This window comes from Mesorhizobium sp. M0833, from assembly GCF_040319905.1.
Taxonomy (GTDB): Bacteria; Pseudomonadota; Alphaproteobacteria; order Rhizobiales; family Rhizobiaceae; genus Mesorhizobium.
Map to the genome: position 1 here is coordinate 230441 of NZ_JAMYOQ010000001.1, position 15792 is coordinate 246232.

Annotated in this window: 19 protein-coding genes and 1 tRNA gene; 12 read left to right on the forward strand and 8 right to left on the reverse strand. The window is 61.2% G+C overall.

Features of this window, described 5'->3' with window-relative positions:
• Positions 1-101: 101 nt before the first annotated feature.
• Together rhaI and ggt (NKH98_RS01055) are read left to right on the forward strand one after the other, a co-directional pair.
• A complete protein-coding gene (rhaI, locus tag NKH98_RS01050) occupies positions 102-1394 on the forward strand; it encodes an L-rhamnose catabolism isomerase (RefSeq protein WP_352895998.1) in 1293 nt (430 codons plus the stop codon).
• Positions 1395-1676: 282 nt separating this feature from the next.
• Positions 1677-3413 (forward strand): gamma-glutamyltransferase, encoded by a 1737-nt coding sequence (gene ggt, locus NKH98_RS01055; RefSeq protein WP_352896000.1) that lies wholly within the window; start codon positions 1677-1679, stop codon positions 3411-3413.
• 88 nt (positions 3414-3501) lie between these two features.
• Here the strand turns inward: ggt (NKH98_RS01055) and NKH98_RS01060 are convergent, their stop codons facing one another.
• From NKH98_RS01060 to NKH98_RS01070, 3 genes are all read right to left on the reverse strand, one after another.
• Complete coding sequence (locus NKH98_RS01060; RefSeq protein ID WP_254820014.1) at positions 3502-3846, reverse strand: hypothetical protein; 345 nt, start codon at positions 3844-3846, stop codon at positions 3502-3504.
• A 175-nt stretch (positions 3847-4021) separates the two neighbouring features.
• Positions 4022-4471, reverse strand: a complete 450-nt coding sequence (locus NKH98_RS01065; protein ID WP_352475897.1) for a hypothetical protein — start codon at positions 4469-4471, stop codon at positions 4022-4024.
• A gap of 138 nt (positions 4472-4609) precedes the next feature.
• On the reverse strand, positions 4610-4909 hold the full coding sequence (locus tag NKH98_RS01070; protein ID WP_352475896.1) for a DUF1236 domain-containing protein: 300 nt from the start codon (positions 4907-4909) through the stop codon (positions 4610-4612).
• 418 nt (positions 4910-5327) lie between these two features.
• Here NKH98_RS01070 and NKH98_RS01075 point away from each other — a divergent pair, with 418 nt between their 5' ends.
• From NKH98_RS01075 to ggt (NKH98_RS01110), 8 genes are all read left to right on the forward strand, one after another.
• Positions 5328-5519: a DUF3606 domain-containing protein gene (locus tag NKH98_RS01075; protein ID WP_254820019.1), complete on the forward strand. Its 192-nt coding sequence runs from the start codon at positions 5328-5330 to the stop codon at positions 5517-5519.
• A gap of 102 nt (positions 5520-5621) precedes the next feature.
• Complete coding sequence (locus NKH98_RS32975) at positions 5622-5888, forward strand: DUF6894 family protein (RefSeq protein ID WP_502894180.1); 267 nt, start codon at positions 5622-5624, stop codon at positions 5886-5888.
• A 638-nt stretch (positions 5889-6526) separates the two neighbouring features.
• Positions 6527-6904 carry a VanZ family protein gene (locus tag NKH98_RS01085; RefSeq protein WP_352800556.1) on the forward strand — a complete coding sequence of 126 codons (378 nt, stop codon included), beginning with the start codon at positions 6527-6529 and terminating at the stop codon, positions 6902-6904.
• A 543-nt stretch (positions 6905-7447) separates the two neighbouring features.
• Positions 7448-8119 (forward strand): GntR family transcriptional regulator, encoded by a 672-nt coding sequence (locus tag NKH98_RS01090; RefSeq protein WP_352475893.1) that lies wholly within the window; start codon positions 7448-7450, stop codon positions 8117-8119.
• 83 nt (positions 8120-8202) lie between these two features.
• Positions 8203-9048: a transporter substrate-binding domain-containing protein gene (locus NKH98_RS01095; RefSeq protein WP_352896005.1), complete on the forward strand. Its 846-nt coding sequence runs from the start codon at positions 8203-8205 to the stop codon at positions 9046-9048.
• A 69-nt stretch (positions 9049-9117) separates the two neighbouring features.
• The gene (locus tag NKH98_RS01100; RefSeq protein WP_352644271.1) at positions 9118-9831 is read left to right on the forward strand and encodes an ABC transporter permease; all 714 of its coding nucleotides are present in this window, start codon (positions 9118-9120) and stop codon (positions 9829-9831) included.
• The gene (locus tag NKH98_RS01105; RefSeq protein ID WP_352896324.1) at positions 9828-10547 is read left to right on the forward strand and encodes an ABC transporter permease; all 720 of its coding nucleotides are present in this window, start codon (positions 9828-9830) and stop codon (positions 10545-10547) included. Before NKH98_RS01100 ends, NKH98_RS01105 begins: the two co-directional genes overlap by 4 nt.
• A 21-nt stretch (positions 10548-10568) precedes the next feature.
• Positions 10569-12161, forward strand: coding sequence for a gamma-glutamyltransferase (gene ggt, locus NKH98_RS01110; RefSeq protein WP_352896008.1), 1593 nt, complete (start codon positions 10569-10571; stop codon positions 12159-12161).
• 150 nt (positions 12162-12311) lie between these two features.
• On the opposite strand, the gene NKH98_RS01115 is transcribed toward ggt (NKH98_RS01110), so the two are convergent.
• Positions 12312-13196, reverse strand: a complete 885-nt coding sequence (locus NKH98_RS01115; protein WP_352896011.1) for a sigma-70 family RNA polymerase sigma factor — start codon at positions 13194-13196, stop codon at positions 12312-12314.
• A 106-nt stretch (positions 13197-13302) separates the two neighbouring features.
• Between NKH98_RS01115 and NKH98_RS01120 the strand changes: the two genes are divergently transcribed.
• A complete protein-coding gene (locus tag NKH98_RS01120; RefSeq protein ID WP_352800565.1) occupies positions 13303-13776 on the forward strand; it encodes a hypothetical protein in 474 nt (157 codons plus the stop codon).
• A 74-nt stretch (positions 13777-13850) separates the two neighbouring features.
• Here NKH98_RS01120 and NKH98_RS01125 read toward each other — a convergent pair whose 3' ends face one another.
• Positions 13851-14216: a VOC family protein gene (locus NKH98_RS01125; protein WP_352896014.1), complete on the reverse strand. Its 366-nt coding sequence runs from the start codon at positions 14214-14216 to the stop codon at positions 13851-13853.
• A 120-nt stretch (positions 14217-14336) separates the two neighbouring features.
• Here NKH98_RS01125 and NKH98_RS01130 point away from each other — a divergent pair, with 120 nt between their 5' ends.
• On the forward strand, positions 14337-14531 hold the full coding sequence (locus tag NKH98_RS01130) for a hypothetical protein (RefSeq protein ID WP_352896017.1): 195 nt from the start codon (positions 14337-14339) through the stop codon (positions 14529-14531).
• A 29-nt stretch (positions 14532-14560) separates the two neighbouring features.
• Here NKH98_RS01130 and NKH98_RS01135 read toward each other — a convergent pair.
• The 3 genes from NKH98_RS01135 to NKH98_RS01145 form a co-directional block, all read right to left on the reverse strand.
• A tRNA-Phe gene (locus NKH98_RS01135) sits at positions 14561-14636 on the reverse strand.
• Between the two features lie 319 nt (positions 14637-14955).
• Complete coding sequence (gene yacG, locus NKH98_RS01140) at positions 14956-15144, reverse strand: DNA gyrase inhibitor YacG (protein ID WP_352475887.1); 189 nt, start codon at positions 15142-15144, stop codon at positions 14956-14958.
• Positions 15141-15770: a Maf-like protein gene (locus tag NKH98_RS01145; protein ID WP_352475886.1), complete on the reverse strand. Its 630-nt coding sequence runs from the start codon at positions 15768-15770 to the stop codon at positions 15141-15143. The genes yacG and NKH98_RS01145 overlap by 4 nt, the downstream gene beginning before the upstream one ends.
• Between the last annotated feature and the right edge of the window lie 22 nt (positions 15771-15792).

A 15792-nucleotide genomic window follows, 5' to 3' on the forward strand; every position in this document is an offset into this window, starting at 1 on the left:
AGGGGTTGGCGCCGAGGCCGGAGCTTTACCCTTCTCCCCGGGGAGAAGGTGCCGGCAGGCGGGTAAGGGGCAGCGCCAATCGAACGCATTTGGGAGGAACCATGTCCGAAACCATCATCTCCGTCGACCTCGTCGACAAGCATAATGCCGCACGCAACGCCGACCTCAAGCGCGATTACGACTCTCTCGGCGAGCGCCTCGACCGCCGCGGCATCGCCATCGACGCTGTCAGAGACAAGGTCGAGAAATTCGCCGTGGCGATCCCGTCCTGGGGCGTCGGCACCGGCGGCACCCGCTTTGCCCGTTTTCCCGGCACCGGCGAGCCGCGCGACATTTTCGATAAGATCGAGGACTGCGCCGTCATCCGGCAACTGACGCAGGCGACGCCGACCGTCTCGCTGCATATTCCCTGGGACAAGGCCGATCCGAACCGGCTGAAGCAGGCGGCATCCCGCTTCGGTCTCGGCTTCGACGCCATCAACTCCAACACCTTCTCCGACGCCAGCGACCAGAGGCTTTCCTATAAATTCGGCTCGCTGTCACATGCCGATGCAGCAACACGCCGGCAGGCGGTCGAGCACAACCTCGAATGCATCGAGATCGGCAGGACGCTGGGCTCGAAAGCGCTGACGGTGTGGATCGGCGACGGCTCGAACTTCCCCGGCCAGGTCAACTTCGCCAAGGCATTCGAGCGCTATCTCGACGCGATGAAGGAGATCTATGCCGGGCTGCCGGACGACTGGAAGCTGTTCACCGAGCACAAGATGTACGAACCGGCCTTCTATTCGACCGTCGTGCAGGATTGGGGCACCAACTACATCATCGCCAAAGAGCTTGGCGACAAGGCGTTCTGCCTGGTCGACCTCGGCCATCACGCCCCCAACGTCAATATCGAGATGATCGTGTCGCGGCTGATCCAGTTCAAAAAACTCGGAGGCTTCCACTTCAACGATTCGAAATATGGCGACGACGACCTCGACGCCGGCTCGATCGATCCCTACCGCCTCTTTCTGGTCTTCAACGAACTGGTCGATGCCGAGCTTTCAGGCGCCGAAGGCTTCGATCCGGCCCACATGCTCGACCAGAGCCACAACGTCACCGATCCGATCGAAAGCCTGATGCTGTCGGCGATAGAAGTGCAGCGCGCCTATGCGCAGGCGCTGCTGGTCGACCGCAGGGCGCTCGAAGGCTTCCAGGATACCAACGACGCGCTGATGGCGACGCAGACGCTGAAGATAGCCTATCGCACCGATGTCGAGCCGATACTTGCCACGGCACGGCTGAAGACAGGCGGCGCCATCGATCCGGTCGCCGCCTACCGCGCCGCCGGCTACCGGGCGAAGGTTGCAGCGGAACGGCCGGCGGTGGCGAGCGTCGGCGGCGGGATTGTTTGAAGGAACGGGTCGAAAAAGAAAAACCCGCCTGAGGCGGGTCGCGGTGCGATTCAGCACCATAGTTGGATTAGTAGCATAGCTGCCGGCACAAAGCAAGAACAAAATTGCTTGTCAGCGTTGGATCGTGGCTTCATTTCAGCTTGGGTTCCTCTCCGCCATGAATGGGTGCCATGAATGGTGTCGATAGAAGGTGCAAGCCTCGCCGTATCTTCCCATTAATGTCAGTAGACTCAACCTCTCCAAGCGCGTTTCCTAGGCCTACCCACGCCTCGGAGAACGGCCATGCACAACACCCGCCAAACCCTAATCGCCGTCACCCTTTCCCTCACCCTGACCTTCGTGCCGTTCCTCGCCTTTGCCGCCTCGCCGCAGCCGGCGAAGGGCGAGCACGGCATGGTGGTGACCGCCCAGCATCTGGCGTCGCAAGTCGGCGTCGAGGTGCTGAAGAAGGGCGGCAACGCGGTCGATGCAGCGGTCGCTGTCGGCTACGCTCTGGCTGTCGTCTACCCGACCGCCGGCAACATCGGCGGCGGCGGCTTCATGACCATCCGCTTCAAGGACGGCCGTTCGACCTTCCTCGATTTCCGCGAGCGCGCGCCGCTCGCCGCGACCAAAACCATGTATCTCGACAAGGACGGCAAGCCGGTAAAGGGCGCCAGTCTCGACGGCTATCTGGCGGTCGGCGTGCCCGGTTCGGTGGCCGGCTTCGAGATGGCGCGGGAGAAATACGGCACGCTGACGCGGCAGGATTTGCTGGCGCCGGCTATCCGCTATGCCAAGGACGGTTTCGTGCTGGAGCAGGGCGATGTGGCCTCGCTCCTGGGCGGCGCCGAGCGGCTGGCCAGGGACCCAGCGGCGGCCGCCATTTTCCTCAAGCCGGACGGCAAGCCCTATGCCGTCGGCGAGCGCCTCATCCAGGCCGATCTCGCGGCCTCGCTTGCCGCGATTTCGGAACGCGGCGTGGATGCCTTCTACAAAGGTGCGATCGCCGACGCCATCGTCAAGGCGAGCGGCGAGAAGGGCGGCATTCTGGCCAAGGCGGATTTCGAAAATTATGCCGTGCGCGAGCTCCAGCCGGTGACCTGCAATTATCGCGGCTACGAGATCATTTCCTCGCCGCCGCCAAGCTCCGGCGGCGTCATCATCTGCGAGATCCTCAACGTGCTTGAGTTCTACCCGCTGTCCTATCTAGGTGCCGGTTCGGCCGAGACGGTTCACGTCATGGTCGAGGCGATGCGCCACGCCTATGTCGACCGCAATTCGGCGCTCGGCGATCCCGGCTTCGTGGACAATCCGGTCGCAAAACTGCTCGACAAGAATTACGCCAGGGAAATCCGCGAAAAGATCGATCCGTTCCGGGCCGGGGTGTCGCAGGAACTGATGCCGAAGGGCTTTGGCGAGAGCAGCGAGACGACGCATTATTCGATCATCGACAATGACGGCAACGCCGTCGCGGTGACCTACACGCTGAACGGCTCTTTCGGCGCCGGCGTTGTCGCCGCCGGCACCGGCTTCCTGCTCAACAACGAGATGGACGACTTCACGCAGAAACCCGGCGTACCCAATCTCTATGGCCTGGTCCAGGGCGAGGCGAATGCGATCGCGCCGAAAAAAACGCCGCTGTCGTCGATGAGCCCGACCATCCTCGCCAAAGACGGCAAGCCGTTCATGGTCATCGGCAGCCCCGGCGGTTCACGCATCATCACCATCACGCTGGAGGCGATCGTCAACGTCATCGATCACGGCATGAACATCCAGGAGGCGATCGACGCACCGCGCATCCATCACCAATGGCTGCCCGACACGGTCTATATCGAACCTTTCGGCCTGTCGCCGGATACCGAAAAGCTGCTTACCGGCATGGGCTACCGCCTCGATCTTGCCGACACGACCTGGGGCCAGGCGGCCGGCATCCTGGTCGGCGGCAAGAGCCTGGCGGAAATCGAGAAAGGTGGCGGCGCCCGCTACAATGGCGCTATCGACAGCCGCGCCGCAGCCGGCGAGGCCATCGGGTATTAGACGATGATCCCGAACCGAAGGTCAGCGCAGCAAAAAGTGGAAACCAATTTCGGATAAATCATGGTCGATAGGAAGATTTCGCCTTGCTTCAGGTGACCAGCGCGATCGTCGACGCAATCAGCATCAGCGCCGCGATGCCGACGAACAGCGCATAGATGCGCGGCCGGTCGAGCAGAAGCGCATTGCCCGAGATCCATGCCGCGGTGGCGCCGCCAAGCGCGAAAAAGAAGGTGCTGCGGCGCCCGAAGCTCAAGCCGGCAGCCATCAGGCCGCCGATGATCAGTGCGCCGAACACGATGATCACGGCGACTGCGTATTTTTCGAAATCGTTGCTGCCGGCGCTCGGGCCGATTGCGTTCAACCTCGACAGATCGTCCGGATCGAACGGGCTGGTCGACCCATATTCGTCTTGACCGACAGGCTCATGCATCATTCGTTCTCCGCAAACCGACAGCAAATCATCAAGCCTCGCCGAGCGCAACCGCTCGCCGAATGTGATTGGCACGGTGTTCAACACTTTCTCGCGGCGGCTTGCCAGAGATTTTTGGGTGCGTGCCTTGATCGCCCCGCTGTGCGGTCTGGTCAAGCGCTTTGCAGGAGTTGAATCTTCAGGCCGCCCTGGCCAAAGACTGCATCGCCTGAACGGAAGCTCCAAGCACCGCCTGTGCGGCGTCGGCCTGTCTTTCATCGACATGCGCCAGCACCAGGATCACACCCTGTTCGGCATCCCGCCGGCCTGGCTGCTTGCCGCTAGCGGACGATGTGTCGAAAAGCCTGCCGGCAACGCAGCCCAAGGCTGCGCCGACGAGGGCCGATGCCAGCCATCCCGCGCCGACGGGATCGATGCCTGGGATATCAAAGGCGCCGAGGCCGGCCAACAAACCCGCCGCTGCGCCAAGGGCGGAACCGCTGCCTGGACCGCGCAAGACGACGCCGATTTCATCATCGTAGGGTCCGATGACGCTGATCTGGTGGCGCGCAATTCCTGCTGCCTGAAGCGTTTCGACGGCACGCGCTGCCTGGTCATGGGAATCGAAAAGTCTGCTGATTGTTCGCATTGAAACTGCCTGTGAGGCCCCCCGGCCGTCCACGGTACGGCGGGTTCCTGACGAGCGACGACGCCGCGGAGCCGCCTAACGCAAACGTCACCCGCCGCTCATTCTGAGCGGCGGGTGACGGCTGCCCGAGTTTTCACGTCACTCGACGATCTTGACGATCTTGCGCGTGCCGGGGTCGACGACGACGGTGCGGTTGTCGATGACGACATAGCGGTATTTGACGTTGGGGACCTCATGAAGCTCGACGGTATCGGGAAGCGTTGAGCCGATATTGAGCTCCACCCCAGGGATTTTCACCGAGGCCAGCGGCTGCTTCTTCACATACTCCTTGATGACCGTTTCCTGCTCCGGCTCGATGACGACGTCTTGCGCCGCAACGGCTCCGACGCCTGCCAGTAGCAGAAATCCCGCCACTGCGGTGGATAAATGCATTCTCATGGTCGTCTCCTTTGCGAACTCGGTCCGCTCTTCGCGCCAAGGCTCACTCGAACGTAAGGCAGCTGAAAACGTTCCGTCGACGGGGCTTCGGTCCCGCCCGGCAGGGACCAACCGACGTGTTGCCGCAGGACCTAAGTCTGATCCTTGCGCGCAAAGGGTGGGTTTGCCGCGTGACCCGGAACCGTGGCGGCGCGTAGCCGTTGCTGGCTGCACGTTCCGGGAGGATTCCATGGAAAAGTCGACGGTTGCTCGCACGGATCTTGGCTGTTTCCATTCCGATCCAACCCGGCAGCTGCGCAGCCTGTCCCTTCCTGCGCCGATAGGTTCGCCCGTCACCTTGTGGCGAGCGAACCCTCAAATTGCTGCGTGCATCAAAGCTGACCCCCTGAAGCGAAGAGAAGGGGCGAGGAGAACAGAAATGGCCGACGACAAGAGCAAGCGAGACTTCAGCGACCGCAAGCGTGTTTCGGTGGATGAGTATTACGAGGTCGAATATTTCGCGCGGGAAAATGGTGTTTCGCCCAGCCAGGTGAGCAAGCTGATCAAAAGGACCGGCGGCGACCGGATGATCCTCTCGCAGGCGGTGAAGGCATTGCGCGAGCGCAAGTGAGATGGTGGCGAAGCCAACGGTGGAGAGGCACTGATCGCGATTGGCCGAGATCGCGGCGATCTGCCGACAACGTTCCCGGATGCCGAACTTCGGCCAAGCGCAATGCCCCACTGCTTCTTTGATTCCGATGAAGACGGAATCGTCTATTCCGACGATCAGGGAACGTTATATGACGATTTCCCGCTGGTCAGGAAAGAAGCCCTTCGCACATTGGCCGAGATGGCCAGGGATGGCCTTCCTCACCGCAGGATTGCAGTCAAGGTCCGGGACGACCGTGGCGGCCTGATCCTTGAAGTGGCTTTGACCTTTGCCGTCGAAACGCGGCATTTCGACGAGCGTATTTTCCAGATCGACTTGCGCACGAACTGACGCCTCGATCGTCATCGCGCCGACCATGAGGTTTCTGGCGCAGCCGCATCTTCCTTAGACCGGAACATTAGTAGTCTCTAATTGTTATCCTAAGCAGCGGGAACCTCCCGGGTTTCTGCTGCAGATCGGGTGCAAACCCGGTCGGCCCGCGCCCTCCGCCAGAGGCGCGGGCTTCGTTTGTTTAGCCGATGCGCAACGCCGTTCGGCAGCAGCATATTGGAGACCTGCGGGAGCATTCGTACCATCGGTCGCTACCGCGGCGCCCTGGCGCCCAGGCAACGGAGCCCGTCGTCCGACAGGGCGGCGGGCTTTTAACCCCTTTGCGCAATCGGTGGAATTCTGGCCGGCGCCGATTCGTGTGGCATGGGTAAGGTGCCCCGACGCAGCGCCGGCCAAGCGGAAGTCAGGTCCGCCGCAGCCAGATAGTAGCCGGGTCAGCGCGGCAGGGAATTGCGTGATCGCGGAAGCCACCGCTGGCCTATTGCACTCGCCACGAGCCCGGCCTGTGCGGCGGCTGACCCGAGGCATTCATTCATTCTGACGATGCACCGGACGCCCGGACGGCGGAAATTGGACGCCGCGCTCGCTCTGGCCGGTGGTGTTCCCCCGCAGATTTCGGACGAAAGGCCATTTTATCCTTGTTGCGCCTGGATTCCTATCAGATCGTGGCAAGGATTGCCTTTCCGGCCGCGTTTGCCGGCGTTCTGCTGTTCGCCCTTTTGCCGGAGCAGCTCCTGCTGGGTCTTGGCCTGGCTTTCACGTTTGATCACGACAAGCTCAATCACGCCGCCGCCTTCGTCGTCCTGGCGGCTCTCGGAAGTCTCGGCTGGCCGGAACGCAAGGCGAAGCTGATCGTACTGCTCGTTATCACGGGCGCAGCGATCGAGGGGCTTCAGGCCGTGCAACTGATAGGGCGCGACCCGGATCTGTTCGACTGGATCGCCGACTGCGTGGGAATTGCGTGCGGACTGATGGTTGCAGGCTGGACAAAGCGGCTCGCTGGCGGATTGCCATAGGTGCTGAGAGCCTAACGGCGCCGGCCCACCCGCGCTCCAAGGTTGTGAAAATGGCCGGCGCCACTGGGGGGCGCGTTGGGGTAAGTTGCCTGATCGAGCGCCGGCCAGGCGGAAAAATCAGGTCCGCCGCAAAATGACGTAGCAGGAATGGCAATGCGCGGCAGTAGCGTGATCGCGGAATGTCCGCGCTCGCGCCTCCGGTGCGGTGACCCGTTTTGGGTCAACAATTCTGGCACCTGAATTGCACTGGAAGCAATGCCGGGGAACACTCCGGCGATCGTCCCCGAATATGGGGCCTCGCCGCTTCGCAAATGGAGCGGCGGGCCTTTTTGTAAAGTTCGGTGGCGTTGAAGGTTTCCGACGCCGGGCGTCGAAAAGCGGCCGATCAGCGGCTTAGCTCACCACGGTGCGCTTGCCCGATTTCCCCGATCAAGTGCTTATTCTCACAACAGAAATTCTAACGCGCGCAAGCTTCGGTGCTTGACACAGGTCTCAACAACTGGATAAGTGGATACACAGATACGCTTTGAGCGGACCAAGGACGTGGCAGCAGACGCAATCGAGCCGTTGGGTATCACGACCGCCGAGGAGGAGGCTTATCGCCACATTCAGCGGGCCCTGAGGATGGGGCGTTACCGGGCCGGGGACCGGCTGATCCCGGAAGAGATCGCGACGGAAATCGGCATGAGCCGCATGCCGGTTCGCGAAGCATTCCGCCAACTGGCCGCGGAAGGTCTTGTGGTCATTCGCCCGAACCGTGGCTGCATCGTCGCCGGGCTTACCCTCGATGAGATCTACGAAACCTTTGAAATACGCTCAGTGCTCGAAGGGCTGGCGGTGAGGCTTGCCATGCCACACATCGATGTCGAAGTGCTTGAAGAACTGGAACGCCAGCTCGACCGGATGGAGCGCGCCAGCCAGACCGGCAGCAGCGACTGGGTCGTGCGCCATCAGGCCTTCCATCTGCAGATTTGCCAATTGAGCAACAGACCCAAGCTGGTCCGGCAGATTGCCAGCCTGCACGTCGTGATCGAGCCCTACCTGCGCATCTGGTTCGACTATGTCGACAAACCCGCCAGCGCGCGCGCCGAGCACGAGATCCTGATCGAGGTGTTGCGATCAGGTGATGCCGGCAAGGCAGAGATCGTCATGCGGGATCATATCGTCGAGACAGCGCCGCTTCTGGCTAGCTTTGCAAGTCCCGGCCGCCGCTAGGAATACCATCTAAATCGTTGAAGCCGGAAGATAATCCGGCACGACGAAAGGGAACTGCCATACCGGCAAAAGAGGAGATTGACATGAAAATTAGCCGCATCGCAGCCATTGTGTCGGTCCTGTTCGGCCTGGTCCAGGCCGCTGTCGCACAAGAAACGCCAAAGGCAATTACCATTGCCACCGAAGGAGCCTACGCGCCTTGGAACTTCACAACGGCCGACGGCAAACTGGACGGCTTCGAGGTCGATCTCGCCAATGATCTGTGCGGGCGAATGAAGATCGAGTGCAAGATCGTCGCACAGGACTGGGACGGCATGATCCCCGCGCTGACCGTCGGCAAGTTCGACGTGATCATGGCGAGCATGTTCATCACTGAAAAACGTCTGAAGGTCATCGATTTTACCCAGCCATATGCGGTGGATCCCTCAGGTTTCGCGGTCGCCAAGGATAGCGAACTGGGCAAGCTCGGCATTTCCAACGAGCGCTTCAAGCTGGACAATGAAGCCTCTGCGCAGGCGGCAATCGACAGGCTCAAGCCATTGCTGAAGGGAAAGATCATTGGAGTTCAGGCTGCGACGGCAAACCTGGAATTTGTGAAAAAATACTTCTCGGACGTCGCCGAGATTCGCGAATACAAGACCACCGAGCAACACGATCTTGATCTCGCCGCGGGTCGCATCGACGCGCTCTTCGCACAGCAGACAGCGCTGGCTGCCACGCTGAGCAAACCGGAGTTCAGCGACTATACGCTTGCAGGACCAGGATTTGTCGGGGGTCTCTTCGGTCTTGGCTCCGGGGCCGGTATCCGCAAAGAGGACAGCAAGCTGAAAGACATGCTCAACGGCGCCATCGACGCCGCGACCGCCGACGGCACGATCAAAACCCTGTCGCTTAAATGGCTCAAGAGCGACGTCACTCCAGTCAAGTAGGCGCTTGCCGGCGAACGGCCATTCCTGACCCGATCCGGAGCTGAGCCGTTCGTCCTGCCGGGGGTATCAATGGTTGACGCATTCCGGCTGCTTGGTTTCCAGAACGGAGGTTGGGGGGCTGCTCTTCTCATGGCGGCCTCGGTCACAGTGCTCCTGTCTGTGCTGGGCTTTGCGCTTGGCGCTGTATTTGGCGGGCTGGCAGCGGCCGGGCGTCTCCACAACTCCCAACTGCTAAGGTTCTTGGCCCTTGGCTATTGCACGGTTTTCAGGGGCGTGCCCGACCTTCTGACCATTTATCTGCTTTACTATGGAGGTAGTGTCGCCCTGACCTCGCTTGGTCATAGCCTGGGCGGGTCCGGATTCGTTGGCGTTCCGGCCTTTGCCACTGGAACCTTGGCTATCGCAATCATCTCGGGCGCCTATCAAGCCGAGGTCTATCGAGGGGCTTACGTCGCCATCGACCAGGGACAGCACGATGCCGCTTGCGCGCTTGGTCTCAACCGGCTGCAGCGGCTGCGCCAGATTATTTTTCCCCAGCTCCTGAGATACGCGCTGCCAGGCCTCGGCAATGTGTGGCAATTGGTTCTGAAGGACTCGTCGCTGATATCGGTAATCGGCCTCGTTGAACTGATGCGCCAGGCACAGATCGCCGCAGGTTCGACCCGTGAACCGTTCATCTTCTACATTGCTGCAGCCTTGCTCTATCTGGCTATCGCTTCCGTCACGGGCAATGCCTTTTACCGTCTGGAACGAAAGGCGCCGTGGCGCGTCCGGTCGGCATGATAGATTTCAGGTTTTTCCTCGAAATCCTGCCGAAACTACTCGCCGGCCTGCCGCTTACGATGGAACTGGCCCTGACTTCCATCGTTGCCGGCTTCGTTCTTGCCGTCACATTGGCGCTTGCCCAGCAATCGGAATCGCCCTTCGTCGTCCTGCCGATCCGTGGCTTCGTTGCCGTGTTCAGGGGGACGCCCCTGCTGGTGCAGATTTTTCTGACCTATTATGGCCTTGGTCAGTTCCGGCACCAACTGTCGGCAATTGGATTATGGGCCGTTTTCCGCGAACCCTACTGGTGCGCAATCATCGCGCTGACACTCAACACCACCGCCTATGGCAGCGAAATCCTCCGCGGCGCGATTCAATCGGTGCCACACGGCCTTGTCGAGGCGGCCCGGTCTGTCGGCCTGTCCACCTGTTTGACCTATCGGCACGTTATCCTGCCGCTGGCCTTTCGCCAGGCGCTGCCGAGTTACGGCAATGAAATCATCCTGATGATCAAGGGCACGTCTCTGGCTTCCATCGTGACCTTGATGGAGGTGACTGGAATTGCCCAGGGATTGATCTCCCAGACCTACCGCGCCTTTGAAGTCTTCATCTGCGCGGGCGCCATTTATCTCATTTTGAACTTCGCGATCATCCGTGCCTTGGCGGCACTCGAATACTGGATGTCGCGGCATCTGCGGCACCGCCCCTCGACGATGAGCGACGCCGCCTCTTGAGCACGACCAGAAGGGCATAGCATGCGAAATTTTGAGAAACCAACGCGCTCGGTTGTCGTTTCACGCGAGGCCATGGCCGCCACCTCTCATCCGTCGGCGACCCTGACGGCGGTGGAGATCATGGCGGCCGGCGGCAACGCCATGGATGCCGCCATCGCAGCCTGCGCGGTGCAATGTGTCGTCGAGCCAGCCTCGACCGGCATTGGAGGCGACTGCTTCGCTCTTCTGTCGCGAAACGGATCCGGCGAGGTCATCGCCTACAACGGATCGGGCAGGACACCCGCCGCCCTGACACTTGACTGGTTCCTCGAACGTGGCATGGCGGAGGTGGCCCGTAATTCTCCTGGCTCCGTCACCATCCCGGGGGCGATCGATGCCTGGACCAGATTGCACGCTGATCACGGGCATATGCCCTTCGATCAAATCCTGGCCCCTGCTATACGTTTCGCCGAGGAAGGCTACGCCATTTCACCGCGGGTCCATCGTGACTGGGCGTTGGAGGAAGAACTTCTGGCCTCTGATGTTACGGCGAAACGGATTTTCCTGCCAAACGGCCGCGCGCCAGGCGTTGGCGAAGTGCATCGCCAGCCTGAGTTGGCTGCAACGCTGCGGCTGATCGCCAAGAAGGGACGAGAGGCCTTCTACACTGGCCCTGTGGCCGAAGACATGGTCGCCTATCTTCGTGGGCTCGGCGGATTGCACACACTCGAAGATTTCGCCTCGGCAACAGGCGAGTACGTGACCCCGATCAGCGCGGCGTTTCGAGGCTGCGATGTGTTCGAATGTCCGCCGAATGGCCAGGGTGTGATCGCGCTGCTCATTCTAAACATCCTCTCGCGCTTCGAAGCCCACGGCGACCCGCAATCCGCGGACCGGCTTCACCTGGAAATCGAAGCGACACGCCTCGCTTACGCCGCGCGTGACCTGCTCGTCGCCGATCCCGACATGTCCGAGGTGCCGGTGGCCGACATGTTGTCGAATGCCTGGGCCGATCGTCTGGCCGGCATGATCGACCTAAAGCGCGCCCGCGCGGATCTGCCGGCGTTCGATATGCCGCTGCACAGCGACACGGTCTATATTTCCGTTGTCGACAAGGATCGCAATGCGGTCAGTTTCATCAACTCGGTCTTCGACAGCTTTGGCTCGGGCCTGGTCTCGCCACGCTCCGGTGTCGTCTTGCACAATCGCGGGCAAAGCTTTTCGCTTGACCCCAGGCACCCTAATGCAGTGGCGCCGAACAAGCGACCTTTGCATACCATCATACCCGGGATGCTTGCGAGAGGCGGCCGGGCAGAAATGGCTTTCGGCGTCATGGGTGGCTACTACCAGGCAATGGGCCATGCGCACCTGCTGACGAAAGTGCTCGACTTCGGGATGGATCTGCAGGAGGCGATCGATCTGCCGCGGATCGCCCCCGTCAGCGGCACGATGAAGGTCCAGGCCGAACACGGGCTCGCCGGCGAAACCCTAGCTGAACTTAGCCGACGCGGTTTCGAAATCATTCCTGCCACGGACCCGATCGGCGGTGCGCAGGCCATTCGCATCGATTGGGCAAACGGGACCCTGCTGGGCGGTTCTGAACCGCGCAAGGACGGCTGCGCCCTCGGTCTGTAGGTTGTGGCCAGAGCGGGATCCGAGATGCCGAAGACGTTTTTCATCGACATTTGACCGACGTCGCCGGCGCCATGGTCCAGATAATTCTCGCACGCCATCGACAACGGCAGGCAGCTGGATGTAGCGACAAATCATAAGTCGCGACTTGTGCTAATCTGGTGAATTGAGCGTGGCAAAATCGATCTGACTCAGGCGAGCGGGATCGCCGATCACTTCAATGGCTCGGATTTTCTCCCCTGCCGCGTCTATCGTCAGTGCATATCGCGCACGTCCGGTCGGCGCCACAACAATCCCTGGCGCCCCGTTCAGAAGCATTGGCGTCGCGAATTGCGTACGTGCCGCAAAGGCAAGAGCCCCCCTCGCAACTGTTGTGGACCCATGTGCTTCGACCGCTCTTCCGTCAGGAGCCGCAGACGAATCAACACGGATAACGACGTCCGGGTCGAGGAGGGCCACGATCGCATCAATGTTGCCGGAACGAACTGCGTTAAGAAACTCATCCACAAGCCGCCGCCGCCCGTTCAATTCAGCAGCGGAAACAGTGGGCTGACCCCGTATGCGACGACGAGCTCGGCTTGCCAGTTGCCGCGCCATGACCGGGGTGCGGCCGACGATAGGGGCAATCTCTTCGAAGGGCACATCAAAGACGTCGTGCAGCACGAAGGCGACACGTTCGGCAGGAGCAAGCTTTTCGAGTACGACACTCAACGCAAGGCCGACCGAATCGGCAATCGCTAATTCCTTGTCGAGGTCCGCGGCGTCTCCCGAATCCGCGCGCCACTCGGAGAGCGCCTGCAGAGTCTCCGCGCGTGATTTGCGCGCCCGCAGCATGTCGAGGCAGACGCGCGCAACGACAGTAGTGAGCCAAGCGGTAAGATTGTCGACGCTCCGGGCATCTGAGCGGCTGAGGCGCAGCCACGCTTCTTGCACTGCATCGTCGGCCTCTGTCGATGAACCGAGCAGGCGGTATGCAACCTTCCGCAGACGCGTGCGGTCAGCTTCGAAGCGCTCTGCCAGCCATTGATCCGGTTCCATCTGTCACATTTTCCCATCGCTGTCCGTCACAGTGATGACGGAGGAGGCTCATCCGATGTGACAACTCCATTTCAACGGCCTGGGGTGAGACAAAGGAGATATCATCATGGAACCGACCAACCCACTGATTCCGATCTTTGTTGCCTTGCTCGGGACTTGGTTCGGCGCAGCCGTGTTTTATGTGGTGGTCATAGGCCCCGCCGTCGTTCAAGCGGGGCCGTCCGGCGTCGGATTCCTGCAGACGCTCGCGCGGCGCTACGGCACCGGCCCCTTCTATGCTGTCTTGGCCTTTCTGACGGTTGCGACCCGCGTGTGGATGTACGTGGCCGGTGCCCGCGGCGTGTGGACAACGCTGAGCGTAGGCTTGGCAATACTGGCGCTGTTTCTCGGTGCATCGGCCAATCGGATCGCCGAGAGGAAGTGGGTCCACCTGGTCGGGAATATCCGGGGCTCTGCAACAGGAGACCAGGGCAGCGACGTGGCGACAGCAATCGCCAAAGCCGAAAGGGTCAACCTCGTGACAACGGTCGTGCTTGGGCTCGCGCTCCTCTGCGTGGTTCTGAGTCGAACTATGGCGTAACAACTCGCAAACGCGCGGCAATCCACATTGATCGCGGGAATTCGTATTCCCTCAACCACCAGCTTTGTTCAAGCTCAGTCCTTCTTGAACTCGAATAGCTCGATCACGTTGCCCGATGGATCCTCGAGCAAGATGGCGCGACCGGCACCGCCGTCGCTGATGTCGCCGCGGAATCTTGCATCAGCCCGACGCAACCGCTCAATGAGCACATCGAGTCCCTTCGTAACGATCATAAATCGGTTCCACCCGCCCGGCTTCGGATCGCCGCCCGCCTGACCACCGCTCCCCGCACCTGGGGCGCTGAGATACAGCGTCAAGTCGTAACGCAGCAGCGCGGCGAACTTGCCCGGATTGTGCATTTCGATCTTGAAATCGAGATAGTCTCGATAGAATGCGGCCGCCTCATCGACGTCTGCAACGATGTATCGGACGGAAGCCATTCAACCTTCTCCTCTGTCTTGGAGCTACAACAGTCAACTTCGGCAAAGGTTTCCCTGTCGGTCGAGCTGAGTGCCGAAGCGGGCCTTCTGGATGCCAGCCGAAAAAGTCGGATGAGGTTTTTGGACAAAAAGATCAACCTCAGCCAGGTCTTCGCCGGCCAGACCGTCGGCATCAAACAGGGCGAGGACCATATCTGGCTGGTCAGCTTCGTGGACATGATCTGGGCTATTTCGACGATGAGACATGTAGGCTCGAACCACCCCAAAAACCCTTTCGGGCCAAAGGGTTACCTATGTCTCTGGTATAAACCGTAACCTATGTGTCCAGAATGGACCGAGGTGGATGGTGCCCAGAGGCGGATTCGAACCACCGACACGCGGATTTTCAGTCCGCTGCTCTACCAACTGAGCTATCTGGGCCTGCCCCAGTGGGCGGCAATCTGCACACCGGGTTCATGAAAGCGCCGTCGGCACCCCTTGAAAGCGCGTGGGTTATAGCACGGGAATTCGGCCTGTCCAGCGCTTAGAGCAGATCCCGAAAAGTGGAATCCGGTTTTCGGAAAAGATCATGCTCAGACAAAACGCCGGAACCTGTTCTGTCCGATACTACCCGGAATGGAATAGGTTCTGGACATTGATTTCAGTCGGGAAGCGACAGGCAGTCCGCAAGGCCGATCACCGGTCACGATCGCGGCTGCGAAACCGTCCCAGGCCTGTGCAAAACCGCAGGTGGACGGTGCTATTTCTGGTCGTCGTTCTCATCCTCGTCGCGGCCCGGGATGACGTAGACCCCCTTCAGCCAGCGGTTGAGGTCGATGTCCTTGCAGCGCGTCGAGCAGAACGGGTAAGTTTCGCGCGCCGATGGCTTGCCGCATTCCGGGCATGGCCGCTTGGGCCGCAACGGCGTGACCTTGTCGTCCGGGCTCATAGCCGCGTACCCGACAGCCAGTTGGCCTGCACCTTGAAGCCTTCGCCGCTGAGCAGCGCCACCGTCTCGTAGAGAGGCAGGCCGACGACGTTGGTGTAGGAGCCGACAAGCTTGACGACGAAGGCACCGGCAAGCCCCTGGACGGCATAGCCGCCTGCCTTGCCGCGCCATTCTCCCGACGCGATGTAGGCCTCGATCTCCTCGCGCGGCAGCCGCTTGAAGCGCACCCTGGTTTCGACCAGCCGCAAGCGCTGCTTGCCGCCTGGCGTGATCAGGCAGATGCCGGAATAGACGCGGTGCGAACGGCCGGACAAAAGCCCGAGGCAGTTGGCGGCGTCGTCGAGCGTCTCGGCCTTGGGCAGGATGCGCCGCCCGACGGCGACCACCGTGTCGGCGGCCAGCACGAATGTCGGCACGTAGTCGGTCTCGGTCTTCAGCGAGGCCAGCGCCTTCTCGGCCTTCTGCGTCGCCAACCGCTTGGCCAGCGAGCGCGGATGCTCGGCACGCAGCGGCGTCTCGTCGACATCGGCCGGCAACACACGGTCCGGCTCGATGCCGGCCTGCTGCAGCAGCTCGATCCGGCGTGGCGAACCCGAGGCAAGCACGAGCTTCTGCAAAATGCCCATCGCGATCCCGGCCGGGTCCTTG